This window comes from Bradyrhizobium sp. HKCCYLRH3097 (assembly GCF_051167875.1).
Classification (GTDB): domain Bacteria; phylum Pseudomonadota; class Alphaproteobacteria; order Rhizobiales; family Xanthobacteraceae; genus Bradyrhizobium.
The window spans coordinates 513648-537682 of sequence record NZ_JBNPTX010000003.1 but is presented as its reverse complement, the minus strand read 5'-3'; the positions used below and the strand labels follow the sequence as shown (position 1 = coordinate 537682).

Annotated in this window: 27 protein-coding genes; 16 read left to right on the top strand and 11 right to left on the bottom strand. The window is 66.2% G+C overall.

What is annotated here, in order from left to right; all coding sequences use genetic code 11:
• Positions 1–30: 30 nt before the first annotated feature.
• Entirely contained in the window at positions 31–1035 is a 1005-nt protein-coding gene (locus tag ACQR0U_RS11465) for a hypothetical protein (RefSeq protein ID WP_315716623.1), read from the top strand.
• Positions 1032–2306, top strand: coding sequence for a hypothetical protein (locus ACQR0U_RS11460; RefSeq protein WP_316174951.1), 1275 nt, complete (start codon positions 1032–1034; stop codon positions 2304–2306). Before ACQR0U_RS11465 ends, ACQR0U_RS11460 begins: the two co-directional genes overlap by 4 nt.
• Here ACQR0U_RS11460 and ACQR0U_RS11455 read toward each other — a convergent pair.
• The 3 genes from ACQR0U_RS11455 to ACQR0U_RS11445 form a co-directional block, all read right to left on the bottom strand.
• On the bottom strand, positions 2233–3711 hold the full coding sequence (locus ACQR0U_RS11455) for a hypothetical protein (protein WP_316174950.1): 1479 nt from the start codon (positions 3709–3711) through the stop codon (positions 2233–2235). The genes ACQR0U_RS11460 and ACQR0U_RS11455 overlap by 74 nt on opposite strands.
• Before the next feature lie 532 nt (positions 3712–4243).
• The gene (locus tag ACQR0U_RS11450) at positions 4244–5095 is read right to left on the bottom strand and encodes an SDR family NAD(P)-dependent oxidoreductase (RefSeq protein WP_316226967.1); all 852 of its coding nucleotides are present in this window, start codon (positions 5093–5095) and stop codon (positions 4244–4246) included.
• Positions 5096–5246: 151 nt separating this feature from the next.
• Positions 5247–5636, bottom strand: a complete 390-nt coding sequence (locus ACQR0U_RS11445) for a winged helix-turn-helix domain-containing protein (protein ID WP_316184228.1) — start codon at positions 5634–5636, stop codon at positions 5247–5249.
• A 100-nt stretch (positions 5637–5736) separates the two neighbouring features.
• Here ACQR0U_RS11445 and ACQR0U_RS11440 point away from each other — a divergent pair, with 100 nt between their 5' ends.
• The 9 genes from ACQR0U_RS11440 to ACQR0U_RS11400 all read left to right on the top strand — a co-directional run bounded on the left by ACQR0U_RS11440 (position 5737) and on the right by ACQR0U_RS11400 (position 15807).
• Positions 5737–6861 carry an alkene reductase gene (locus tag ACQR0U_RS11440; protein ID WP_316226966.1) on the top strand — a complete coding sequence of 375 codons (1125 nt, stop codon included), beginning with the start codon at positions 5737–5739 and terminating at the stop codon, positions 6859–6861.
• A 153-nt stretch (positions 6862–7014) separates the two neighbouring features.
• Positions 7015–8679 carry a thiamine pyrophosphate-binding protein gene (locus ACQR0U_RS11435; protein WP_434843227.1) on the top strand — a complete coding sequence of 555 codons (1665 nt, stop codon included), beginning with the start codon at positions 7015–7017 and terminating at the stop codon, positions 8677–8679.
• Positions 8680–9012: 333 nt separating this feature from the next.
• Complete coding sequence (locus tag ACQR0U_RS11430) at positions 9013–10395, top strand: M20 family metallopeptidase (RefSeq protein WP_434843226.1); 1383 nt, start codon at positions 9013–9015, stop codon at positions 10393–10395.
• A gap of 417 nt (positions 10396–10812) precedes the next feature.
• On the top strand, positions 10813–11727 hold the full coding sequence (locus ACQR0U_RS11425) for an amino acid ABC transporter substrate-binding protein (RefSeq protein WP_315753374.1): 915 nt from the start codon (positions 10813–10815) through the stop codon (positions 11725–11727).
• Positions 11728–11931: 204 nt separating this feature from the next.
• Positions 11932–12663 carry an amino acid ABC transporter permease gene (locus ACQR0U_RS11420; RefSeq protein WP_315736524.1) on the top strand — a complete coding sequence of 244 codons (732 nt, stop codon included), beginning with the start codon at positions 11932–11934 and terminating at the stop codon, positions 12661–12663.
• Between the two features lies 1 nt (position 12664).
• Positions 12665–13357: an amino acid ABC transporter permease gene (locus ACQR0U_RS11415; RefSeq protein ID WP_315736525.1), complete on the top strand. Its 693-nt coding sequence runs from the start codon at positions 12665–12667 to the stop codon at positions 13355–13357.
• Between the two features lie 9 nt (positions 13358–13366).
• Complete coding sequence (locus ACQR0U_RS11410; protein WP_315753377.1) at positions 13367–14098, top strand: amino acid ABC transporter ATP-binding protein; 732 nt, start codon at positions 13367–13369, stop codon at positions 14096–14098.
• Positions 14099–14249: 151 nt separating this feature from the next.
• Positions 14250–15110, top strand: a complete 861-nt coding sequence (locus ACQR0U_RS11405) for a D-amino-acid transaminase (RefSeq protein ID WP_316226963.1) — start codon at positions 14250–14252, stop codon at positions 15108–15110.
• A gap of 103 nt (positions 15111–15213) precedes the next feature.
• Positions 15214–15807, top strand: a complete 594-nt coding sequence (locus ACQR0U_RS11400; protein WP_315753381.1) for a 3-keto-disaccharide hydrolase — start codon at positions 15214–15216, stop codon at positions 15805–15807.
• Here the strand turns inward: ACQR0U_RS11400 and ACQR0U_RS11395 are convergent.
• From ACQR0U_RS11395 to ACQR0U_RS11385, 3 genes are all read right to left on the bottom strand, one after another.
• The gene (locus tag ACQR0U_RS11395) at positions 15794–15943 is read right to left on the bottom strand and encodes a hypothetical protein (protein ID WP_315753383.1); all 150 of its coding nucleotides are present in this window, start codon (positions 15941–15943) and stop codon (positions 15794–15796) included. The genes ACQR0U_RS11400 and ACQR0U_RS11395 overlap by 14 nt on opposite strands.
• A gap of 77 nt (positions 15944–16020) precedes the next feature.
• Positions 16021–16620: an NAD(P)H:quinone oxidoreductase gene (gene wrbA, locus ACQR0U_RS11390; protein WP_315825412.1), complete on the bottom strand. Its 600-nt coding sequence runs from the start codon at positions 16618–16620 to the stop codon at positions 16021–16023.
• A 74-nt stretch (positions 16621–16694) separates the two neighbouring features.
• The gene (locus ACQR0U_RS11385) at positions 16695–17393 is read right to left on the bottom strand and encodes a pirin family protein (protein ID WP_315753387.1); all 699 of its coding nucleotides are present in this window, start codon (positions 17391–17393) and stop codon (positions 16695–16697) included.
• 130 nt (positions 17394–17523) lie between these two features.
• Here ACQR0U_RS11385 and ACQR0U_RS11380 point away from each other — a divergent pair, with 130 nt between their 5' ends.
• On the top strand, positions 17524–18432 hold the full coding sequence (locus ACQR0U_RS11380; RefSeq protein ID WP_315716640.1) for a LysR family transcriptional regulator: 909 nt from the start codon (positions 17524–17526) through the stop codon (positions 18430–18432).
• Between the two features lie 23 nt (positions 18433–18455).
• On the opposite strand, the gene ACQR0U_RS11375 is transcribed toward ACQR0U_RS11380, so the two are convergent.
• The 3 genes from ACQR0U_RS11375 to ACQR0U_RS11365 form a co-directional block, all read right to left on the bottom strand.
• Positions 18456–18923: a YbaK/EbsC family protein gene (locus ACQR0U_RS11375; protein WP_315716641.1), complete on the bottom strand. Its 468-nt coding sequence runs from the start codon at positions 18921–18923 to the stop codon at positions 18456–18458.
• Positions 18913–19659 (bottom strand): haloacid dehalogenase type II, encoded by a 747-nt coding sequence (locus ACQR0U_RS11370; RefSeq protein WP_315825410.1) that lies wholly within the window; start codon positions 19657–19659, stop codon positions 18913–18915. Before ACQR0U_RS11370 ends, ACQR0U_RS11375 begins: the two co-directional genes overlap by 11 nt.
• A 97-nt stretch (positions 19660–19756) precedes the next feature.
• Positions 19757–20641 (bottom strand): amidohydrolase family protein, encoded by an 885-nt coding sequence (locus ACQR0U_RS11365; protein ID WP_315716643.1) that lies wholly within the window; start codon positions 20639–20641, stop codon positions 19757–19759.
• Between the two features lie 254 nt (positions 20642–20895).
• Here ACQR0U_RS11365 and ykgO point away from each other — a divergent pair, with 254 nt between their 5' ends.
• The 3 genes from ykgO to ACQR0U_RS11350 all read left to right on the top strand — a co-directional run bounded on the left by ykgO (position 20896) and on the right by ACQR0U_RS11350 (position 22108).
• Positions 20896–21021: a type B 50S ribosomal protein L36 gene (gene ykgO / locus ACQR0U_RS11360; RefSeq protein ID WP_006611362.1), complete on the top strand. Its 126-nt coding sequence runs from the start codon at positions 20896–20898 to the stop codon at positions 21019–21021.
• A 96-nt stretch (positions 21022–21117) separates the two neighbouring features.
• Positions 21118–21747 (top strand): tetratricopeptide repeat protein, encoded by a 630-nt coding sequence (locus ACQR0U_RS11355; protein WP_315825409.1) that lies wholly within the window; start codon positions 21118–21120, stop codon positions 21745–21747.
• Between the two features lie 103 nt (positions 21748–21850).
• Complete coding sequence (locus ACQR0U_RS11350) at positions 21851–22108, top strand: hypothetical protein (RefSeq protein WP_315825408.1); 258 nt, start codon at positions 21851–21853, stop codon at positions 22106–22108.
• Positions 22109–22136: 28 nt separating this feature from the next.
• On the opposite strand, the gene ACQR0U_RS11345 is transcribed toward ACQR0U_RS11350, so the two are convergent.
• A complete protein-coding gene (locus ACQR0U_RS11345; RefSeq protein ID WP_315716646.1) occupies positions 22137–22319 on the bottom strand; it encodes a hypothetical protein in 183 nt (60 codons plus the stop codon).
• Positions 22320–22570: 251 nt separating this feature from the next.
• On the opposite strand from ACQR0U_RS11345, the gene ACQR0U_RS11340 reads away from it, so the two are divergent.
• Positions 22571–23530, top strand: a complete 960-nt coding sequence (locus ACQR0U_RS11340) for an alpha/beta fold hydrolase (protein ID WP_434843225.1) — start codon at positions 22571–22573, stop codon at positions 23528–23530.
• 65 nt (positions 23531–23595) lie between these two features.
• On the opposite strand, the gene cycA is transcribed toward ACQR0U_RS11340, so the two are convergent.
• Positions 23596–23991, bottom strand: a complete 396-nt coding sequence (gene cycA, locus ACQR0U_RS11335; protein WP_315716648.1) for a cytochrome c-550 CycA — start codon at positions 23989–23991, stop codon at positions 23596–23598.
• Positions 23992–24035: the final 44 nt, after the last annotated feature.

Sequence of the window (24035 nt, the reverse complement as noted above, 5' to 3'; positions counted from 1 at the left end):
CTTCCTGATCACGCCGTGCTAGGTTGAGGCATGAACATCGTCGCAGCAGTGGGGCGTATCCGACGCAGCATCGGCTTCTGGCTGACCGCGCTCGGCCAGGAGGCGATGGACCTGTCGCTACGCACCCATGCGGAGTTGCGCACGCGCATCGTCGAGAGCCCGGGCACGACCCTGGACGATGCGGCGCTGGCGGCGCTCGTGGCCGATCTCCGCACCATTGCCGGCAAGACGCTGCCCGCCGGCGAGCTCACCTACGGCATCTTCTCCGGAGCGCGCGAGCCGCTCGCGCGCGCCATCATCACGGTGGTGTCGGAGGAGGCGGGCGGCCGGCCGATCGCCTTCAATGCGCTCGCGGTGATGCAGGTCGAGCGCGATGGCGACAGCCAGCAGGTGATCCATCTCGGATTGGTCATGGTCGATCCGGAAGCGCGCGGCAAAGGCCTGTCCGGCGTGCTCTACGGCCTCACGACGCTGCTGCTGTTCGTCCGCGACGGGCTGCGGCCGAAATGGATCTCCAACGTCACGCAGGTGCCGGCGGTGGCCGGCATGGTCTGCGAGACCTTCTCCGACGTCTATCCGTCGCCGCTGCCGCAGGCCCGACAGAGCTTTGCGCATCTTCAGCTCGCGCGCGGCATCATGCGGGCGCATCGCGCGGTGTTCGGTGTCGGCGACGAGGCCGGGTTCGACGAACAGCGCTTTGTCATCACCAACGCCTATACCGGCGGCTCCGACGCGCTCAAGAAGACGTATGACGATGCGCCGAAGCATCGCGACGCCGTCTACAACGGCTTCTGCGCGCGCGAGCTGGACTACACCAGGGGCGACGACCTGCTGCAGCTCGGCCGGATCGATCTCGCCGCCGCCCGGCGCTATCTGCTGCGCGAAATCCCCTCGGGCTCGCTGCCGGCGCTGCTGGCGACCTCGGGCGTGCTGGCGCTGCAGCGGATGATCCTGCCGCTGGTACATTGGCTCGACGACACCAGGACGTTCGGCACGCTGCGTCCGCGCCTGCCGCCCGGCGAGCCCGCGCCATGACGGCCGGCATCGTTGCGGACTCCGTCGTCAACCTCTGCGGCGCGATCGGCCTCGCGGTGGCCGCCGCCATGCTGCACCGGCGCGACCCGAGGGGACCGCTGACGGCGCGGCTCGTCGTTCTGCTCGGGACCGTCGCCTCGCTGTTCCTGCTGCGCGGCGTCGCCTGGTGGACGGACAATGCTTTTCTCGACCGCATCTCGCTGGTTCCGGCGGCGCTGATCCCGCTCGGCGCGCTGGTGGTGACGGAAGGTCTGCTGCGCCGACACGCGCATCGCGCGCTCAAGGCGATCGCGCTGGCCGGCGGCGTGGTGCTCGCGCTCGCCGGCGCGCTCGGTCCGGCCGAGTTCGAAAGCCACCACACGGTCATGCTGTCGGCCTTTCAGCTCGCGGGCTTTGCGACCTGCGCCTGGCTGCTGCTTCGCCGCGACCGCGCGCGCCTGCTGGCCTGGGAGAACCGCGCCATCGATCGCGTCGCGTTCGGCGCCATCATCGTCATCCCCTTCATCATCACCGATTTTCGCGTACTGGCGCCGAGCATGCCGGTGCGGCTCGGCGCATTGGGCGCGCTGCTGGCGGTGACCGCGATCCTCATCGCCGGCGCCAGCGCGGAGACGCAGCGTCAGGGCGGGCTGCTGACATTGTTGCGGATCCTCGGCGCCGCCCTGCTCGGCGCTGCCGCGGCCGCGCTGTCGCCGGACGTCGATGCGGCGCAACTGATGCGCTTCTGCGCGGTCGCGGTGGCCGGCGTGCTCACGATCGGGCTGATCGGCGATGCCTTGCGCGCGATGCTGCAAGCGCGCGAGCCGGGCGTACTCGACTCGATCGGGGCGTCGATCGCGGCGACGCCCGACGACCTGATCGCCGAGCTCACGCGCCAGCCGGTCTTCGAAAGCGCACGCCGCTGTCGCGAGGCTGAGCTGACCGCCTATGATCCGCCGCTGCTGCGCGACTTTCTCGCGTCAAGCCGCGTGCTGCGCCGGGCCGATGCGCCGTGGCGCCGGGCGGCCACCGACCCCGCCGTCGAGCGCATGGTGGCGCTGATGGATGCGCGGCATGCGACGCATGTGATCGTGCTGTCGCACCAGCCGGTCGATCTCATCGTGCTCGCGGTCTCCGTGATCTCGGCCGATCCGGCCACGGAAACCGCGCTCGCGCTCGTCAGGCGCCTGCTGGTGCAGGCGCCCGAGCGACAGGTGATCACGCCCACATGTGATGATGCTGATGCTGTGACATCTCCATCGTCGGCCCCTCCATCATCGGACCGTCCATGACCAGGGTTGCCGGGGCGGCGCTGGCGTGTGCTGCCGGCGCGGCGCTGGGAAGCATGATCACGTTCGAGGCCGGCGCGCTGGTGACCGCGGCCAGCAGCGCGGCGGCGTCGGCACTGTTGCCGCCGCCGGTGGTCGCCAGCACCTGGCCGATCGTGGTGCCGTCGACATTGTAGGCGCCGCCATTGACCGGGATGTTGTTGCCGCCGACATCGGCTGCGTTCTGGTGCATCTGGTCGGCGGCCGCGGCGACCAGCGCCTTGTTGCCGGCCTGGAAGCCCTCGAGGATCTTGGCGATCTCGGCGCCGAGCGTGCTCTGGTCGCCGAGCAGCTCGTTGTCGAAGCGGGCCTGGAAGATGCCGCCCTGCGCCGCGTCGAAATCGGTGACGTCCTTCTTGAAGGTCATCAGGTCGGCGGTGACCTGCGCCATCGCGGCGGCGTCGCCGGAATTGACGGCCGCGATCGCAGCCTTGCCGAGCGCGTTCGACTGGGCGATGAACATGGCCCAGAAATCGGTCTGTGCCTGGTTGTCCTGATAGGCCGGCGTCGGGTTGAGGAAGTCGCCGAAGCCGCTCCAGCCGTTCAGGCCGTTCTGCTGCGCCATGTTGGCGAGATTGGTGTCGCCGGCGACGATGTCGATGATGTCGAGGAAGTCGTCGTTCAGCGCGCGGCCGATGTCGACATTGCCGGCCGCGCCGTTGATGTGGGTGTTGACGAGCGCGAGCTGGTCGATGATGGCGAGCGCGTGCACGCCGGTCAGGCCGCCGAACTGCAGCGGATTGGCGGCGACCAGCGCATTGAGGCCGGCGATCAGCGCGTCGACATCGTCCTGGATGACGTCGACGTTGCTCTCGTTGACGCCGCCGATCAGCCGGTTGGCGGCGTCGTTGAAGATCAGGCCGAGCTCGGCCAGCGTGCCCTTGGCGGCGGTTGCGGCCGTCACGCCTTCGGGCAGCAGCGCCGGCGCCTGCAGGAAGCCGGTGACGCCGTCGGCGTTGGTCGCATTGCCCGCAAGGTTCGGATCGTTGTTGACGACGTTGAGGATGTCGAGGTGCGCGTTGCGCAGCGCGGTCTCCGCGGCGGCGATGCTGCCGAACGCGCCGCCGCCGGTCACCGAAGCCATCGCGGCATCCTGCGCGACCGTGATGTCGGCGAGGATCTTGTTGATGTTGGTGAGCGTCTGCCCGGTGAACTGGCCGGCGGCAACCATCGCCTTCAGACCATCCTGAATCACGGTGAGATCGCCGGTGTAGTTGTAGACGCTGCCAAGCCCCTGGCCGCCTTCCTCGACCACGTTGCGCCACAGCCCGCCTTCGAGAAAGCGCGTCGCGTCGTTGAAGACGACGCCGAGATCGGCAAAGCCGAGCGCGGGCGTCGGCGGCGTGGGTGTGGGCGGCGTCGGAGGCATCGGAGGCATCGGCGCAGGAGCCGGCTGGCAGTGATGATCGTGATGATGATGGTGGTGGTGGTGGTCGCTGTGATGATGGTGACCGTGGTGACTGTCGTGATGGTGACGGTGATGGCGCGACATGTCCGACGTACTCCCCAAAGCTGCGCACCACTGCGGATGAGCCGAAGCAATGCGGCGCGGCTGACGCGGGTGCGGATGATGAGGGCCATCTGCTGCCTGCTTCGTGGCTGCTTCGCGCAGGGATTGTGGAATGCGTCTGCGTCAGATTGTCGTGCGGCGTACGGGTGGTGCTCCCGCAGAGCTGCGACATCTCACCGCTTGACGGTCGAGGCGCGCTTCGGGAGCCGGCTCTCAGCGACGATGTCGCGCCCGCGGCAAATCAGTGAGTTGCAAGAGCGTTCGACCGTAGCGATTCGGTCGATGGTAGACGTTCCGAGCGCACGCGGACCGCCTTGCGACGATCCGACGCGTCCGGGAACTTGTGATGAGACCGGGAGCAGCTACGCGCCGCCGCTCCGATGTGGCCGGATCATGGCGATTTCTTTACGAACGCGGCGAATGCGTCGGCGTAGTCGGCATGCCAGCGCGACAGCGGCGGCCGGTTCTCGACGATGTCGCCGGCCGCCCACAGGATGCGCCGCTCGTCCAGCGCGCGCGGCACGTCGTTGTCAGGGCACAGCACGTAGAAGTCGCCGGCCGCGACGCGCTCCAGCATGAAGTCGACCGTCTGCTCCGGCGTCCAGGCGGCGGCCGGCTTCTCGACGCGGCCATTCGCCGTCAGCGGCGTGAACACGAAGCCCGGAATGAACAGATGCGCCGTCACCTGGCAGCCGGGCGTGTTGCGCAGCTCGTGCTGCAGCGCCTCGGTGAACGCCTTCACGCCGGCCTTCGAGACGTTGTAGGCGGGATCGCCGGGCGGCGTGGTGATGCCCTGCTTGGAGCCGGTATTGATGATCAGCGCCGGCTTGCTCTGCGCGATCATGTTGGGCGCGAACACCTGCGCGCCATGGATGATGCCCCACAGATTGACCCCGAGGATGCGCTGCCAATTTTCCTCGGCAAGCATCTTGCTGCCCGGCTGGATGCCGGCATTGTTCATCAGCACGTCGATCGCGCCGAAGCGCTGCCGCACCGCCGTTTCGAGCGCGACCACGCTGTCCCGGTTGCTCACATCGACCGTGGCGGTCATGACCGCAGCCTCGCCACGCTTGGCCGCAGCCGCGAGCCTGGCGGCGGCGTCGCGCAGCCGGGCCTCGTCGACATCGGCGATGCAGACGTTCATGCCGCGCTCTGCGAAGCGCGTGGCGGCGGCGAGCCCGATGCCGGAGGCGCCTCCGGTGACGACGGCGGTGTGGTCGGCGGACAAGGCAGGGTGAGACACGGCAGGTTCTCCGGCATGACGACGAGATGCTGGTGTATGACGTCTTGGCGCGGCCGCAAGATCATCCGGCTGACGGCAAGACGGTTTTTTGCGGCTGCAACGCGAGGCGCATCAGTCCGGTCGCGGATGCATCGCGTCGGCTGGAACCGGCTTACGACGCGGCCCTGGCCCCGCGGGTCTTCCTTGGCTTCTCGATGTCGCTGCGCAGCGCGGCGAGATCCTTCTTCACGGCGTCAGCTGCGTCACGCTCGATGCGCCGGTAACGTTCGACCAACTGCGTGCCGAACGCCGTCAGCGCCGCGCCACCGCCATTGCGGCCGCCGGTCTGGCGCGCCACCGCCGGCTGCCGGCACACCCGGTTGATCTCGTCGACGAGGTCCCAGGCCCGCTTGTAGGACATGTCCATCGCGCGCCCGGCCGCAGAGATCGAGCCGTGTCGCGCGATGTTCTCCAGCAGCGCGATCTTGCCCGGCCCGATCCGGCCGCCGTCATCGAGATCGATGCGCAGGCTGAGCGAGGGCAGGGCGTTCGCTTTCGGCATGGAGGGTCTGCTCGTACTGACGTGGGGCGGACATTGCCACCATCATGTTTTGCGAACAAGATGATCCAAATCGACAATCGCAACGACATCTGGGGACGAAATGCTGCCTGCGCTGTTTTCACCACTCACGATCGGTCCTTATCGCCTCAAGCACCGCGTCGTGATGGCGCCGTTGACCCGCATGCGCGCCGCAAGGGAGACGCTCGCGCCGCGGCCGCTCAACGTCGAGTATTATGCGCAGCGCGCGACGCCGGGCGGCCTGATCATCGCCGAGGCCTCGCCGGTGCTGCCGACCGGCACCGGCAGCCCGAACGTGCCGGGCATCTACAGCGCGGCGCAGATCGCCGGCTGGAAGCAGGTCGTCGATGCGGTGCATGCCAAGGGCGGATTCATCTTCCTGCAGCTCTGGCACGTCGGCCGCGTCTCGCACTCCTCGTTCCAGCCCGGCGGCGTGCTGCCGGTGGCGCCGTCGGCGATCGCGATCGGCGACGATCTCAAGGCGATGACGGCGGAAGGCAAAGGCGCAGCTTACGAGACGCCGCGTGCGCTCGACACCGACGAGATCCCCGCGCTTGTCGCCGCCTATGGCCAAGCCGCGCGCAATGCGATGGCCGCCGGCTTCGACGGCGTCGAGGTGCACGGTGCGAACGGTTACCTGATCGAGCAGTTCCTGCAGACCCGCAGCAACCAGCGCACCGACCGCTATGGCGGCGGAATCGCGAACCGCTGCCGCTTCCTGCTCGAGGTCACGCAGGCGGTGATCGATGCCTGCGGCGCCGACAAGGTCGGCGTGCGGCTGTCGCCCTATGGCATCGCCAACGGCTCCGGCGAAGCCGAGCCGATGCCGCTCTATACCTATGCGATCGAGGCGCTCAACAAGCTCGGCATCGCCTATCTACACCTGATCGAGCCGCGCTCCTCCGGCGCCGGCCGCGCCGACGTCAACTGGCAGAACGTGCCGTCGGCCATCGCTCTGTTCCGGCCGGTGTGGAAGGGCGTCCTGATCGGCGCCGGCGGCTTCACGGGCGAGCCGGCCGACGCCGCGATCCGGGCCGGCCTCGCCGACGCCATCGCCTTCGGCCGCACCTTCATCTCCAACCCGGACCTGCCCGCCCGGCTGCAGCACGGCTGGCCGCTGACGCCCTATCACCGCCCGACCTTCTACGGCGGCGAGGAGAAGGGCTACACGGACTATCCGGTGTATCAGGAGATGGCGAAGGTGTAGTCCGCGCTCTCTCCGCCGTCATTGCGAGGAGCGTAGCGACGAAGCAATCCAGAGTCGCGTGCGCCACCCTGGATTGCTTCGCTTCGCTCGCAATGACGGTGGAGCGAGAGTTCGCGTCAACCAATAAGCCTGAGCCCGGGAGGACACCGCCCCATGAAGAACCGCACGACCGGACGTTCGGCCTTCCTCGCGCTGCTCAAGGATGAGGGCATCACGCATCTGTTCGGCAATCCCGGCACCACCGAATTGCCGATCATGCATGCGCTGAAGGACCATCCCGATCTCACCTACGTCATGGCGATGCAGGAGAGCCTGGTGGTGGCGATCGCCGACGGCTTCAGTCGCGCCTCGGGACGCCTCGTCGCCTGCAACGTCCACGTCGCGCCGGGTCTCGGCAACGCCATGGGCGCGCTCTACAATGCGCAGTTCACCGGCACGCCGATGATCCTCACCGCCGGCCAGCAGGAGCAGGGCCACGGCCTGATGGAGCCATTGCTCTACGGCCCGCTGGTGCGGATGGCCGAGCCGCTGGTGAAATGGGCGGTCGAGGTGACGAGGCTGGAGGACCTGCCGCGCATCATCAGGCGCGCCGCCAAGGTGGCGACCACGCCGCCGACCGGTCCCGTCTTCATCTCGCTGCCCGGCGATATCCTCAATGCCGAAGCCGGCATCGAGCTCGGCCGTTCCACCCGGGTCGATGCGCGCGTGTTGCCGGCCGCGGACGCTTTGCAGGGGCTGGCGCAGCGCATTCTCAAGGCGCAGCGGCCGGTGGTCATCACCGGCGACGAGGTCGTCAAGAGCGATGCGCTGCGGGAGGCGGCCGAGTTCGCGTCGGCGATCGGCGCTCCCGTGCATCAGCAGTCCGCGCCCTATGGCGCGCATTTCCTGTCCGAGCATCCCTGCTACATCGGCTCATTGTCGCGCGCGCAGCAGCAGGTCCGCGACCTGCTCGCGCCACACGATCTTCTCATCGTGCTCGGCGCCGATCCCTTGCGGATGTCCGTGCACAGCGAGATCGAGCCGCTGCCCGAGGGCTTGCCGATCGTGCAGATCGGCCTCGTCGATTGGGAGCTGGGAAAGAATTTCGGTGCCGAGATCGCGCTGAAGGCCGACGTTCGCGAGACGCTGCTTCAGCTCACGCCGCTCTTGCGCGAGCTCGGCGGCGCGGCCCTGCAGGCGCGTGCGCAGGAGCGCGTGGCCGAATTGTCCTCGAAGAACTGGAGCGCGCGGCGGCGCAAGCTGGCCGCGCAGATCGAAGCGGCGCGCGAGCGGACGCCGATCGATCCGGACTACCTGGCGCTGCAGGTCGCCGAGGCCATGCCGGAGCACGGCATCATGGTCGACGAGGGCCTGACCTCGGCGCGCTACATGACGGCGCTGTGGCCGTATCGCGACCGCTACAACTATCACGCGCTCGCCTCGGGGGGCATCGGCTGGGGCCTGCCGGCCTCGGTCGGCGTCAGCCTCGCCAATCCCGATCGCCCCGTGGTCTGCTACTCCGGCGACGGCAGCGCGATGTATTCGATCCAGGCGCTGTGGACCGCAGCGCATCACAAGCTGCCGCTGTCGGTCGTCATCGTCAACAATGGCGGCTACCGCATCATCAAGCAGCGGCTGCTGTCGTTCCACGGTGACGACAACTATATCGGCATGGATTTTGTCGATCCGCAGGTGGATTTTGCCGGGCTCGCCCGCTCGCTCGGCTGCGAGGCAATGCGCATCAGCGATCCTCGTGAATTGCAGCCGACGCTCTCGGCGGCGTTCCGCCGCCCCGGCGCCAAGCTGATCGAGGTGATGGTCAGCAACGCGGTGAACTGAGCGTTACTCCCGTCGCGCGGGGAATGCCGGACGTCCGGCCGAACCTTTGGTGACTGCCGCCTGCTTTTCTTCTGCGGGCGAGCCATGGGTGAGGCCTTCGCCGGGCATCCCCGCGCCCTCCGCCTTGCGAAGGCACCGCACCGGCAAACCTCGGACGCTCCTGGCGCCGCGAGAACGGAAGCGCGCATCCCGACACACGCCCATCATCGATCTCTGCGACAAGTTCCGAAATCCGAGACTTGCTTGATGTCAGCATTGAATTCAAACCCAGCCCCTTCCGCTCGTCGCGCGATCCCGATATGACGCCGCCTTCGTTGTGACTGGAAAAGCGCCATGACCAGGATTGATGCAATCGCCCGTGCCCGTCAGAGCCTGACGAGCGGTGACTTCTTGGCCGAGCTCGGCCGCCGGGTCGCCTATCGCACCGAGAGCCTCAATCCCGAGCGCAAGGACGAGCTCGCGGCGTATCTGACCAACGAGCTGACGCCGTCCTTTGCAGCGCTCGGCTTTTCCTCCGAGCTCGTGCCCTCGCCGAGCGGCAAGTCGCCGTTCCTGATCGCGACCTACCACGAGAGCGACAGCGCCCCGACGATGCTCAGCTATGGCCACGGCGACACCGTCGACGGCATGGCCGGCGAATGGCGCGACGGCCGCGATCCCTGGGCGGTGACGCCAGCGGGCAATCGTCTCTATGGCCGCGGCACCGCCGACAACAAGGGCCAGCACAGCATCAACATGGCGGCGCTGCGCGCGGTGCGCGAGGCCCGCGGCGGCAAGCTCGGCTTCAATGCCAAGTTCATCATGGAGATGGGCGAGGAGATCGGCTCGCCCGATCTCGCCAAGGTGGCCGATCTGCATCGCGACGCCTTGAAGGCCGACGTCTTCATCGGCTCGGACGGCCCGCGGCTGTCGACCGCACGCCCCACCATCTTTCTCGGCTGCCGCGGCGGCATCCGGTTGCATCTCGACGTCAACCTGCGCGAGGGCGGCAACCATTCCGGCAATTGGGGCGGCGTGCTCGCCAATCCCGCGACCATCCTTGCCAATGCCATTTCCACACTGGTCGACGGCCATGGCCGTATCAAGCTCGATACCTTGAAGCCGCCGCGCCTCACCAATGCCATCCGCGCCATCCTCGCCGACGTGAAGGTGGAGCCGACCGCCGACGAGCCGGCGCTGTCGGACCATTGGGGCGAGGAGGGGCTGACGCCGGCGGAGCGGCTCTATGCCTGGAATACGCTCGAGGTGCTCGCGATCTCCTCCGGCAATATCGACAAGCCGGCGAATGCGATCCCCGGCCGCGCCCGCGCCGTGCTGCAGCTGCGCTTCGTGGTCGGCACCAAGGTCGACAGCATCGTGGAGGACGTGAGGAGCCATCTCGCCGCGCACGGCTTCCCGATGGTCGAGGTCAGCATGACGCAAGGTTTCGCGGCCTCGCGCGCCGACATCGACAGCCCCTGGATCAAATGGGCCGCGGAGTCCATCAAGATGAGCACCGGCAAGGCGCCCGCGGTGCTGCCGAACTTCGGCGGCTCGCTGCCCAATGACGTGTTTGCCGACGTGTTGAAGATGCCGACCATGTGGGTGCCGCATTCCTATCCGGGCTGCTCGCAGCACGCGCCGGATGAGCACATCCTGCTGGATGTCACGGACGAGGCGCTCGGCCTGATGGCCGGGCTGTTCTGGGATCTTGGTGAATTGCGGAAGCCGCTGTGAGCCGAGAAGGAGGCATGAGCACACATCGCCTGGCGTCTGGTGAGGAGCGCGCGCCGGCCAGGAAGACGGAAGGCGGGCTTGCTGGGCGCGGCGCGTCTCGAACCATGAGGTCCGTGTGCCGTGCGGTTGCATTGCCGCGTGCGGGAACCCGCCTGCAACTTTCGTCTGGTCGCGGGGCCTGCGAGCCCCTCGTAGTTTACCATCCCGACGTTCGGCGCTGCCGTTTCAGCCCGGACGTCTTGTCGAAGGGGACGCGGGACAGGCAATTTGTCGCAATCGTCCGAGGACGTCCCGCCGCGGGGCGGTCTATGGTGCCCGCGCTCGTCCGGCCGGAGATCGTCCGGGGGCGGGGGCCATTTTGAGTTCGCTGTGGTTTATGCAAGCATCCGGCGATCAGCCGGATTGAGGAGATCAGTTATGAAGCAGCTTCGCCTATTCGGTCTTGCCGTCGCCGCCGCGCTCTGCGCCGGCCAGGTGCAGGCCGAGGACCTGACGGGGACCCTGAAGAACATCAAGGAGACCGGCACCATTACGCTCGGCGTCCGCGACTCCTCGATCCCGTTCTCCTATCTCGACGACAATCAGAAGCCGATCGGCTTTGCCATCGACATCTGCATGGGCATCGTCGATGCCGTGAAGAAGGAGCTCAAGCTCGACAAGCTCGATGTGAAGCTCAACCCGGTGACGTCGTCGACCCGCATCCCGCTGCTCGCCAACGGCACCATCGATCTCGAATGCGGCTCGACCACCAACAATGCCGAGCGCCAGAAGCAGATCTCCTTCACCAACACCCACTTCCTGACGGCGAGCCGCTACGTCTCGAAGAAGGCGAGCAAGATCAACTCGATCGACGATCTGAAGGGGAAATCGGTCGTGTCGACCGCCGGCACCACCAACATCAAGCAGTTGACCGAGGCCAATGCCGCGCGCAATCTCGGCATCAACATCATTCCGGCCAAGGATCATGCCGAGGCCTTCCTGATGGTGGAGACCGATCGCGCCGTCGCCTTCGTGATGGACGACATTCTTCTGGCGAGCCTCGTCGCCGGCTCCAAGGATCCGGCCGCCTATGTCGTCTCCAAGGACGCGTTCTCGAAGCCCGAGCCCTACGGCATCATGCTGCGCAAGGACGATCCGCAGTTCAAGAAGGTGGTCGATGCGGCGACCGCCAAGATCTACACCAGCGGCGAGGGCGCCAAGCTGTATGACAAGTGGTTCATGCAGAAGATCCCGCCGAAGGGCCTGAACCTCAACACCCCGCTGTCGGCCGAGCTGAAGGCCGAGTTCGCCAAGCCGTCGGACTCGCCGGATCCGGATTCGTACAAGCCGTAACGTGAGGCCGCAGCTCTCGCGCCGAATTCGATGTGCTCCCCTCCCCCTTGCGGGGAGGGGTCGGGGGTGGGGGTCTCAGGAAAGACTGCCCGTGTGGACCCCCCACCCCGACCCTCCCCCGCAAGGGGGGGAGGGAGCGCAGCGAGTTTTTGGCAAAGACTGTGTAATGCGACTTGCGAGCTAATTCCCTCTCAGGATGTCCCCGTGAACTACACCTGGAACTGGCACATCTTCCTGGAGCCGAACCCGACCGGGGCCGGCACCTATTTCGACATGCTGCTGGCGGGGCTGAAGGTCACCATCGTGACCTCGCTGTCGGCCTGGGTGATCGCGCTGATCTGCGGCACGATCGTCGGCATCCTGCGCAGCTTGCCGTCCAAGCTGGCGACCTGGATCGCCTTCGCCTATGTCGAGTTCTTCCGCAACATGCCGCTTTTGGTGCAGCTGTTCCTGTGGTTCTTCGTGCTGCCGGAGCTGTTGCCGCCCACGATCGGCCTGTGGCTGAAGCAGATGCCCAATGCGCCATTCTATACGGCGGCCGTCGGCATCGGCCTGTTCATGTCGGCGCGTGTCGCCGTGCAATTGGCGGCCGGCATCGGCTCGCTGCCGCGCGGCCAGAAGCTGGCGGCGACCGCGCTCGGCCTCACCACCTTGCAGGCCTACCGCTACGTGCTGCTGCCGATGGCTTTCCGCATCATCCTGCCGCCGCTGACGTCCGAATTTCTCAACACGGTCAAGAACAGCGCCGTCGCAATCACGATCGGTCTGATCGAACTGACGGGCGCTGCGCGCGCCATGCAGGAATTCTCGTTCCAGGTGTTCGAGGCCTTCAGCGCCGCCACCTTGATGTATCTCGTCATCAACGTCATCGTCGTGATCGGCATGCGGCTCTTGGAGCGCGCGGTGGCGGTCCCTGGCTACATCACGGGCAAATGAGATGCTGGCCAATTTCGATTTCGACGTCATCCGCCGCTCGCTGAGCTATCTTTTCATCGACGGCATGACCTTCACGCTGACCTTGACGGCGCTGTCGGCGACGGGCGGTCTTGTGTTCGGCACCCTGATCGCGCTGATGCGGCTGTCCGGCTATCGGGTGATGGGCTTTATCGCCGGGCTCTATGTCGACTTCATGCGCTCGCTGCCGCTGGTTCTGGTGATCTTCTGGTTCTACTTCTTGGTGCCCTATATCGGGCAGTGGATCACCGGCTCGTCGCGGCCGATCAAGGTCGGCGCGTTCGCGTCCTCCCTGATCACCTTCATCCTGTTCGAGGCGGCCTATTTCTCCGAGATCATGCGCGCCGGCATCCAGTCGATCTCGCGCGGCCAGCCGGCCGCGGCCTCGGCGCTCGGCCTGACCTATGCGCAGACCATGCGCTACGTCGTGTTGCCGCAGGCGTTCCGCAACATGCTGCCGGTGCTGCTGACCCAGACCATCGTGCTGTTCCAGGACACGTCGCTGGTCTACGTGCTCTCGATTCCGGACTTCCTCGGCGCTGCTTCGAAAGTCGCCCAGCGCGACGGCCGCCTGGTCGAGATGTACCTGTTCGCGGCCCTGGTCTACTTCACCATCTCCTGTGTCGCGTCCTACGGCGTCCGCCGCCTGCAGTCGCGCATCTCCATCATCAGATAGTCGGCTCCCATGATCGAAATCAGCCACGTCAACAAATGGTACAGCCCGAGCTTCCAGGTGCTGAAGGACTGCACGACCTCGGTCGCCAAGGGCGAGGTGGTGGTGGTCTGCGGCCCCTCCGGCTCCGGCAAGTCGACCCTGATCAAATGCGTCAACGCGCTGGAGCCGTTCCAGGACGGCGTGATCACGATCGACGGCCTCAAGGTCAATGATTCCAAGACCAACCTGCCGAAGCTGCGCTCGCGGGTCGGCATGGTGTTCCAGCACTTCGAGCTGTTTCCGCATCTCAAGATCATCGACAACCTCTGCCTCGCCCAGCAGAAGGTGCTGGGTCGTGGCCATGAGGAAGCGACCGCGAAGGGCATGAAGCTCCTGGATCGCGTCGGTCTCAAGGAGCAGGCGCAGAAGTTTCCGGCGCAGCTCTCCGGCGGCCAGCAGCAGCGCGTGGCGATCGCACGTGCGCTCGCCATGGATCCGATCGCGATGCTGTTCGACGAGCCGACTTCGGCGCTCGATCCGGAGATGATCAGCGAGGTGCTCGATGTCATGGTTGATCTCGCCCGCGAGGGCATGACCATGATGGTCGTGACCCACGAGATGGGCTTCGCCAGGAAGGTCGCCCACCGCGTCATCTTCATGGACCGCGGCGAGATCGTCGAGGACGCCAAGAAGGAGGAGTTCTTCGGCCAGCCGCGCAGCGAGCGCGCGCAGCAGTTCCTGTCGAAGATCCTGTCGCATTAGTCCGGTGAGTAATTCCGGGGCGCCCGCAGGGCGAACCCGGAATCTCGAGATTCCGGGTTCGATGCTGCGCATCGCCCCCGAATGACGGCGAGAGTAACAATTGGTGTACGCAGATGGCTTTGCGTGCGCAGATGAGAATGGAGACACGTCCTTGGACCCGATCGCTTACGTCAACGGCGCCTTCGTGCCCCTGTCCGAGGCCAAGGTCTCGGTCCTCGATCGCGGCTTCCTGTTTGCCGACGGCATCTACGAAGTGGCGGCGGTGCTCGATGGCAAGCTGGTCGACAGTGCCCCGCATCTTGCCCGCCTGAAGCGCTCGGTCGGCGAGATCGGGCTGGCGCTGCCGGAGAGCCTGGCGCGGATCGAGGAGCTGCAGAAGGAGCTGGTCGCACGCAACCGGCTCGACCAGGGTATGGTCTATCTGCAGGTGACGCGCGGCGCCGACAAGGGCCGCGACTTCCCGTTTCCCAAGGGCGACGTCAAGCCGACCTTGGTGATGTTCGTCACCGCCAAGGACATCATCAATGCGCCCTCGGCGAAGACGGGAATTGGCGTCATCACCGTGCCCGACATCCGCTGGGCGCGCCGCGACATCAAGAGCGTGGCGCTGCTGGCGCAGGTGCTCGCGAAGCAGGCGGCCGCCGCGGCCGGGGCCGGCGAGGCGTGGATGGTCGAGGACGGTCATGTCACCGAGGGCGGCTCGTCCTCGGCCTTCATCCTGACCAAGGACGACGTCATCGTGACGCGGCCGAACTCGAACGCGATCCTGCCGGGCTGCACCCGCAAGGCCGTGGTGAAGCTCGCCGAGGAGCGCCAGCTCAAGGTCGAGGAGCGGCTGTTCACGGTGGAGGAGGCGCTCGCGGCGAAGGAAGCCTTCATCACCAGCGCGAGCTCGTTCGTGCAGCCGGTGGTCACGATCGACGGCAAGCCCGTCGGCGACGGCAAGCCGGGACCGGTGGCGGCGCGGCTGCGCGAGATCTATGTCGATTTTGCGCGCGCCACGGCGGTGTAGTTGGAGGAGACGATAGAGCAGGTGCAGCATCGAAACCCGTTTGCATTGTCCGGCGCTTTGCTATCGTGGCGACGAACGAAACAGAAATCAGGGAGGAGTTTCGATGCGGTATCGCTTGAGAGGGCTCGCGGCCGGACTATTGATTGCGGGCGCAGGCATGACGGGAGCGGCATTGGCCGATGACGGCTGGGTGACCCTGGTCGACTCCACGACCAAGGCCGACTTCACCGAGGTCGGCAAGGCCAATTGGGAGATGAAGGACGGCGCGCTGTCGGCCGACAAGCTCGATGGCAAGGATCCATCGTATCTGGTGACCAAGGAGAGCTACAAGGACTTCCAGATCAAGGCCGAGTTCTGGGTCGATGACGCCGCCAACAGCGGCATCTTCATCCGCTGCGACCAGTCGGCGAAGATCGACTCCAACATCTGCTACGAGGTCAACATCTTCGACAAGCGGCCCGATCCGAAATACGGCACCGGCGCGATCGTCGACGTGTCCAAGGTCGATCCGATGCCGAAGGCCGGCGGCAAGTGGAATACCTATGAGATCACCGCCAAGGGCACGCGGCTGACCGTGATCCTCAACGGCGAGAAGACCGCCGATGTCGACGACAGCAAGCACGCGGCGGGACCGATCGCCCTGCAGTACGGCTCGGGCGTCGTGAAGTTCAGGAAGGTGCAGATCAAGCCGCTGTAGCGGCCGTGCATTCCGGGCAGCGGCGCTGGCCGCGGCTGGCGCGGTAGAGGCTCTTGCAGTACCAGCGGCGCGCTATCATCTGCAGGGGATGGCGGGCCAACCGGGCCAGCGTCACCAGTTCGAGCATGGCGGGCATTGCAGACTCCTTGGCATCCTTCCGACTTTTGCGAGATGGGGCGGCACTTCGTTTACGGAAGTGCCGCCCCAGTCGCATCAGCCATGCAGCTTCTTTGCGGTCTCGGCGATGACGCGGCCCTGATAGCGCGCCCCCGCCAGCTCGTTCGCGCTCGGCTGCCGGCTGCCGTCACCGCCGGTGATGGTGGTGGCGCCATAGGGCGAGCCGCCGGTCACCTCGTCGAGCTTCATCTGGCCGGCGAAGCCGTAGTTGAGGCCGACGATGGTCATGCCGAAATGCAAGAGGTTGGTGATGATCGAGAACAGCGTGACCTCCTGGCCGCCGTGCTGGGTCGCGGTCGAGGTGAAGGCGCCGCCGACCTTGCCGTGGAGCGCGCCCTTGGCCCACAGGCCGCCGGCCTGATCGAGGAAGTTGGCCATCTGCGAGGCCATGCGGCCGAAGCGGGTGCCGGTACCGACGATGATCGCGTCGTAGTCGGCGAGCTCCTCGACCTTTGCTATCGGAGCGGCCTGGTCGAGCTTGTAGTGGGAGGCCTTGGCGACGTCGGCCGGCACCAGTTCGGGCACGCGCTTGACGTCGACGGTGGCGCCGGTCTCGCGGGCGCCTTCGGCCACCGCGTTGGCCATCGCTTCGATGTGGCCGTATGCGGAGTAGTAGAGAACGAGAACCTTGGTCATGGCAGTCTCCGTGGGGACGAGGATGATCGGGGAGAGCGTCCCGGCCGGATGCCCGGCCGGGATCGCGTGAGAGGTCAGGCGGCGTCGACGAGCACCAGCTCGGAATCTTCGAGCGCGGTGATCTTGAGCGTGGCCTCGTCGCGGATGGCGGCGCCGTCACGGGCGTTGACTCGGACGCCGTTCACTTCGACGCTGCCGGCTGCGGGCACCAGATAGATGTGCCGGGCCTTGTCGGCGCTGTACTCGGCGGTCTCGCCGGCCTTCAGCGTGGTGCCGAGTACGCGCGCCTTGGCACGGATCGGCAACGCGTCGCCGTCATCTGCGAAGCCGCTCGCCAGCGTGACCAGCTTGCCGGAGCGGTCGGACTTCGGGAACGGCTTGGCGCCCCAGGTCGGTTGTCCGCCATCGGTGGTCGGCTCGATCCAGATCTGGAAGATCCGCGTCGTGGTCGGCTCCAGATTGTATTCGGAGTGGCGGATGCCGCTGCCCGCACTCATCACCTGGACGTCGCCGGCCTCGGTGCGGCCCTTGTTGCCGAGGCTGTCCTGATGGGTGATCGCACCCTCGCGGACATAGGTGATGATCTCCATGTTCCGGTGCGGATGCGCCGGGAAGCCGGTGTTCGGCGCGATCTCGTCGTCGTTCCAGACGCGCAGGGCGCCGTGGCCCATGTTGCTGGGGTCGTAGTAGCTCGCGAACGAGAAATGGTGCTTGGCCTTCAGCCAGCCGTGGTCGGCGCCGCCCAGCGCCGCAAAGGGCTTCAATTCGATCATGGGTCTGCTCCTGTGGTTGCAACGGACGGCCGGGGCCGCCGTGCTGTTGGGCATTGGAATAAGGAAGCGACCGGAGTATAGAAATAGAAACTATTGAAACCTATTGTTTCCAAAAACGAGATTTGAGGCGATGGCGCGACTTCCGGATTTCGAGGCGATGGCGATCTTCGCCAAGGTCGTCGAGCTGCGCTCCTTCGCGGGCGCCGCGCAGGAGCTGGGCCTCTCCAAGGCCTCCGTCTCCAAGGCGGTGAGCCGGCTGGAGGAGCGTCTGGGCACGCGGCTGTTCAACCGCACCTCGCGGCGCTTGGCGCTGACGGACGCCGGCCAGCGCCTGTCCGAGCGCGCCGCGCAGCTGCTCGCCGATGGCGAGGCTGCCGAGACCGAGGCGCTCGCGCAGTCGCTGACGCCGCGCGGCCTGGTGCGCTTCGCGGTGCCGATGACGTTCGGCGTCAAGAAGATCGCGCCGCTGCTGCCGGCGTTTCTGGAGCAATATCCGGAGGTCTCGATCGACCTCCACATGAGCGATGCCACCGTCGATCTCATCGGCGAAGGGTTCGACCTCGCGCTGCGGATCGCGCGGCTTCCGGACTCGTCGCTGGTCGCGCGCCGCCTTTGCCCCATGCCGCGCTACACGGTGGCGGCGCCGTCCTATCTGAAGCGCCACGGACGGCCGACGCATCCGATGCATCTCGCCGAGCACAAATGCTTCGGCTACGCCTATCTCTCCACCGCCGGCGTCTGGCACTACACCAATGCGGCCGGCGAGCAGGCCAGCGTACGGCCGGCGGGACAGCTGCGCGTCAACAATGGCGAAGCGCTGTTGCCGGCGGTGCTCGCCGGGCTCGGCATCGCGGACCTGCCGGATTTCATCGTTGGCGACGCGATCGCGTCTGGCGAGGTCGAGGTGGTGCTGAAGGGCTGGAGCCAGCCCGAAGGCGCAATGCATCTGGTGATGCCGCCCGGCGGCCCGCGCCCCGCGCGGGTCGAGGTGCTGACGGAGTTTCTGGTGAAGGAACTCGCGAAGGGGAAGAAGCGATGATCGCGGCCGCCGATCCCAGCCGATCAGGACTGCACCTCGCACACATCGACCCATGCGGCTCCCGTCAGCTCGGCCAAGCGATCCGGCGTGATCTTCACCGCGCTGTGGGTCGAGCCCGCGGCGGGCACCACGATGTCGAAGGCCTTCAGCGAGACGTCGCAATACACCGGTAGCGGCGACTTCAAGCCGAACGGGCAGACGCCGCCGACCTCGTGTCCGGTGATGTCGGCGACCTCGTCGAGGCCGAGCATCTTCGGCTTGCCGCCGAACAGTGCCTTCACCTTCTTGTTGTCCATGCGCGCGTGGCCTGCGGCGACGATCAGGATGACGCGCTCGCCGACGCGCAACGACAGCGTCTTGGCGATGCGGGCCGGCTCCACGCCATAGGCTTCCGCCGCGAGCGCCACGGTTGCGGAGCTCTGGCTGGAGACGAGAACGTCGATGTCGGGGGCTTTTTCGGCGAAGAAGGCGCGGACGGATTCAAGGCTCATGCGTGTTGACGATCTCAGGCAATTCGGAAAGCGCAGCAATACGATGATCGGGCGCAAAACCCAACTCGTCCATCTGGGTCCGCAGCGCCTTGAACATCGTGAGCGGGGACACGAGATCGGTCTCGATGCAGGCCGCCGCCATGGCTTCGGGAGTGACGCGCTCGATCCAGGCAACGTTGAGGCCGAAGGCCTTGGCGCCGCAGACGTCCCAGGGATTGGAGGACACGAACAGCACCTCGTCGGGCGCAAGCCCGAGTGTCTCCTCGATCAGCGCATAGGCTTGCGAACTCGGCTTGAAGATCTTGTGGGCATCGACGCTGATGACGGCATCGAGCAGCGTGTCGAAGGCGCTGGCTTTCACCAGGCCGTCGAGCATCGCTGGGCTGCCGTTGGAGAGGATCGCGAGCCGGCGGTCCTTCATCGCGGCGAGCGCGGCACGTGCATCAGGGTAGGGATCGAGATCGAGATATTTGGCGATGATGCGATCGCGTGTGATCGCATCCGCCTGCAGGCCGAGAACGCGCAGCGTATAGAGCAGCGACTCGCGGGTAACGACCGAAAAATCCTCGTAGCGCTGCATCAGCGAGCGCAGCCAGGTGTATTCGAGCTGCTTGATGCGCCAGATCTGGGTGATGATGTCGCCGTGGCCGGGAAAGGCCTGCTCGGTGACCGCCGCTACCGACTGGACGTCGTACAGCGTGCCATAGGCATCGAAGACCACGGCTTTGAAGGGCACGGCGCTCACCTCATCAGAGAGGCAGGCGCGATGGCCGATGGCCACCGCGCCCGCGGATGATAGCACGATCCTCGACGATACGAGCCGTCGGACGGCCTCAGATCCCGAGCAGCCTGCGCGCGTTGGCCTTCAACACTTTCGGCCGGATCTCCTCGCGGATGTCGAGCTTGGCGAAATCGGCGAGCCAGCGGTCGGGCGTGATCACCGGCCAGTCGGAGCCGAACAGCATCTTGTCCTGCAGGATCGAGTTGATGTAGCGCACCAGGATCGGCGGGAAGTACTTTGGCGACCAGCCGGAGAGGTCGATGTACACGTTCGGCTTGTGGGTCGCGACCGACAGCGCCTCCTCCTGCCAGGGGAAGGAGGGGTGGGCGAGAATGATCTTGAGGTCGGGGAAGTCGGCCGCGACGTCATCCATGTACATCGGGTTCGAGTACTTCAGCCGCATCCCCATGCCGCCCGGCATGCCCGAGCCGACGCCGGTCTGGCCGGTGTGGAACAGCGCGATCGCGCCGCCGTCGTTGATCGCCTCATACAGCGGATAGGCCAGCCGGTCGTTGGCGTAGAAGCCCTGCATGGTCGGGTGGAACTTGAAGCCGCGGACGCCATACTCCTCGATCAGCTTGCGCGCCTCGCGGACGCCGAGCTTGCCCTTGTGCGGATCGATGCTGACGAAGGGGATCAGCACATCGAGATGGTCGGAAGCGACCTCGAGCATCTCGTAATTGTTGTAGCGGCGGAAGCCGGTCTCGCGCTCGGCGTCGACCGGGAAGATCACGGCGGCGATGTTCTTGGAGCGGTAATAGGCCGCCGTCTCCGGCACCGTCGGCGGGTGCTTGTGCGGCGACTTGAAGTAGTCGGCCATCTGGGCCTGGAAATCGTCGTAGCCGTCATCCGCATGCATGCCGCAGGGCTCTTCGGCGTGGGTGTGGATGTCGATGGCGACGACGTCGTCGATCTTGGGCAGAGCGAGCTTGGGCATGGGCGTTCCCGGCGGTTGGTTCTTGGCTTTGGAAAATTGATTATAGGATATAACAAATTTGGCAATCGCCAAGTTGGATCGAGGGGCGCGTCGCCGGCCGGTTCTGTTGAAGCCGGGGCCCGCCATGATTGACATCCGGCGGGCTGGTGGTTAGAAACCGGCCAATCCGGGCGACTTGGTCGCTTGCGGAACTCCCTTTGTATTTGCCACTTCCGGCCTGTCCAACACGGCCTTTCAACGTATCAGGATGTCCCATGAAGGTCCGTAACTCGCTGAAGTCGCTGCGTGGCCGCCATCGCGCCAACCGTCTGGTCCGCCGCAAGGGCCGCGTCTACGTGATCAACAAGGTCCAGCGCCGCTTCAAGGCGCGCCAGGGCTGATCCCGTAGATCTCCCCTCGAGAGGAGGGGCCTCCTCACAGGTCTTTGAGGCGCGTGCTGCTTTGCAGGACGCGCCGACTGCGTTTAGACTTGGAGCATGGCCAAGCGATCCTTGCGGGCGATTCTTCTCGCCGTTGTCGTCATTTCGGTACCGCATCTTGCCTTTGCGCAGGGCGAGCCGCGCGCGACGCCCAAGCCAAAGCCGCCCGAGGCTCCGGCCAAGCTGCCCAAGGTCGGAGCCGACAAGACCAAGGGCCTCGATTTCCTGTTCGGCGCCCTGAAGGCCGCACCCGACGAGATCAGCGCCAAGCACGTCGAGGCGCGGATCTGGGCGATCTGGCTGCAGACCCCCAGTGACACCGTCGCCCTGCTGATGGCGCGGTCCAAGGCGGCGATGGACGCGAAGCAGAACGAGGTTGCGCTCAAGCTGCTCGATTCGGTCATCAAGCTCCGGCCGGACTACGTCGAGGCCTGGAACCGTCGCGCGACGATCTATTACCTCCAGAACGATTACGGTCGCTCGCTTGCCGACATCCAGCAGGTCCTGCTGCGTGAGCCGCGGCACTTCGGCGCGCTCGCCGGTCTCGGCATGATCATGCAGGACCTCGGCGAGGAGAAGCGGGCGCTGGACGCGTTCCGCAAGGCGCTCGAGGTCAATCCGCACCTGGACAAGGTGCCGGAGCTGGTCAAGACGCTGACCGAGAAGGTCGAAGGCCGCGACATCTAGCCTTGGCGGTCGATTAACCATGTCAGGACGGCCGTCCTTGCCGGCCGATCCGCGCCATCCCACCTGCCGTTGATCGGAGGACATCCGGCGAGGAGGTGGCGCAATGACGCGTGCAGTGCTGACGGCAGCGCTCATCGGAATGACGGCGACGGCCGCCTGGGCCGAGGATCCGGATATGTTCTGGGTGGTCGGCAACCGCGCCACCAATCGCTGCGAGATCGTGACCAGCAATCCGATCGTCACCCCCACCATGGGTGACATCTGGTTCGCGTCCGGGCCGTTCAAGTCGAAAGACGACGCCAAGCTGGCGCGATCGACGATCAACGCGTGCCCGAACAAGGACATCACGTCCGAGGACTGATCGGCGCAATCCGGCCCGGTCAGCCGGCTCAGTGAAATGCGGTACTGCGGCGGTCCGGCATGCCGTACTGCGCGGCTGCGGCATACAGCTGCGCGATCTCGGCCTCGAGATGCTCGTTGACCAGCAGCAGGGCCTTCAGCGCGCCGCGGAGATCGCCATTGCAACTTGCGACGATCTCGTCGATCGCAGCCTCGCTCGAACGAAAACTCATCGGTAACCCCCTCCCAAAACACCAAACAAAACACAGGGCCGGTCATCGTGTTCAAACGACGCAATGATCTGACCGCAAGTAATTCACGGGCATCAGCCGATTGCGAGGAAATGTCCCGACCATGGTTATAAAATGGCCGACGACGCCATGATGACAGGACTGGCTTGACGGGACGTGGAATTGCGCGCTTGCCCGCGCAACCGCCTTCGTTCTGCACCGTATCTGTCAGCGTGACACGTAGAAAAGTATCAATGATTTCAATCACTATTGCTGTCGTCCTGGGAGGGCTCGCGCTGGCCACGCGGGCCGGTATAGCGATCGTCGAAAAGCGCTATCCGCAGCAAGGGCAGGCGATCCCGGTCGCCGGTGCGACCATCAATCTTGTGGATATCGGGCCGCGCAACGCGTCTGGACCGCCGCTCTTGCTGCTCCATGGGGCGAGCTCGAACCTCGAAGCCATGCGCCGCCCGCTGGGTGATCTCCTGGCGCAGCGCCACCGGGTGCTCCTGGTCGACCGTCCCGGCCACGGCTGGAGCCCGCGCGCGCGGCCGGAGGATTCCACGCCCGCCGCCCAGGCCCGGATGCTGGACGAGGTGCTGGCCCGGCTCGGCGTCGGCCAGGTCGTCCTGGTGGTGCATTCCTGGAGCGGCGCGCTCGGCCTGCGCATGGCGCTCGACTTCCCCGACCGGGTTGCGGGCCTCGTGATGCTGGCGCCGGTCGCCTATCCCTGGCGGGGCGGGGTCGGGCGCTACAACGAGGCCGTCACGACGCCGGTGGTCGGGCCGTTGCTGGCGCACACGATCACGCTGCCGCTCGGCCTGGCGCTGATGGCGCCTGGCGCCCGCGGCGTGTTCGCGCCGCAGGCGATGCCGGACGATTTCGTCGACCGGACCGCGACGCCGCTGCTGCTGCGCCCGCGCGAGTTCATGGCCAATGCCCGCGATCTCGTCACCCTGAAGCAGGCGGTGATCGAGCAGGCGCCGCGCTATGGCGAGATCAAGGTCCCGGTCACGATCGTGGCGGGCGAGGCCGACCGGACGGTCCATACCGACATCCATTCCCGCCCGCTCGCGCGGGTCGTGCCACAGAGCCGCCTGATCGTGCTGCCCGACCTCGGGCACATGGTCCAGAACGCGGTGCCGGAGCTGGTGGCGGGCGAGGTCGACCGGATCGTCGCCGCGGTGATCCCGGTCGACGCCCTGGCGCCGTGATGTGAAAAAGCCCCGGCGGTCCGCCGGGGCTTTGCAGTCGAGGTGACGTGTCGGCCGGCGGCCGCTTACTGCTTCTGCTTGCCGTCCTTGTCGAACGACGAGACATAGGCCCAGAGGTTGTTGATCTCGGTCTCGTTCTTGATGCCGGCGAAGGTCATCTTGGTGCCGGGGATCTTGGCCTTCGGGTCCTTGATGTATTCCTTGAAGACCGCCTCGTTCCAGGTGATGCCCGAGTTCTTGTTGGCTTCCGAATAGTTGTAGTCCGGCGCGCTGCCCGACTTGCGGCCGTCGAGGCCGTTGAGTTCCGGGCCGACCTTGTTCTTCGCGCCCTCGCCGATCGCGTGGCAGGGCAGGCACTTGTTGAAGGACGTCTTGCCGGCGGCGGCATCCTGCGCCAGCGCGGCAGATGCCAGCGACGACGAGGCGAGGACGACGAGCGCGCTCAAAGTCATTTTCTTCATGGATCAGGCTCTGTGGGTTACGAGACGAGTTTGCGCGCAGGTTG